This window comes from Bacillus sp. Je.9.29.b (genome assembly GCF_051129925.1).
Classification (GTDB): domain Bacteria; phylum Bacillota; class Bacilli; order Bacillales; family Bacillaceae; genus Bacillus; species Bacillus safensis.
The window spans coordinates 1-425 of sequence record NZ_JBCPSO010000023.1; the positions used below are offsets into that span (position 1 = coordinate 1).

The window sequence follows — 425 nt, forward strand, 5'->3', positions numbered from 1 at the left end:
TTACACCCATAAGCTCACCACGTTGTTTTTTAGCTTGTAATGCTTGTTTAGTACGTTCACTTATTTTACTTGCTTCCCATTCTGCAAACGCTGATAGTTGAGTAAGCATTAATCTAGTGTCACTCGTCCCAATTTTTAAATTTGGTAGGTCTGCAAATTCAATATTGATTTGGTCTAATAGTTCAAGAAAGAATTTCACATTTCTCGCCACCCTATCAAGTTTGGCAACCAATAACACCGCTTTATTTTTCTTTGCTTCCGCTACTGCTTTGGCTAATTCAATGCGATTAGCTTTTTTACCGCTATCAATCTCAACGTACTCATTCAACACAACAACATCATTCTTTGATTGTAGGTAGTTTTCAACTTGTTGCTTTTGTGCTTCAAGTCCTAAACCGCTCACGCCTTGTTTTGTTGTTGATACT

At 36.9% G+C, this 425-nt stretch carries 1 protein-coding gene; it reads right to left on the reverse strand.

The features are described from left to right. Positions 1–425 (reverse strand): recombinase family protein (locus AAZR19_RS18920; protein WP_434703991.1); only part of this gene is annotated, 425 nt, incomplete at both ends.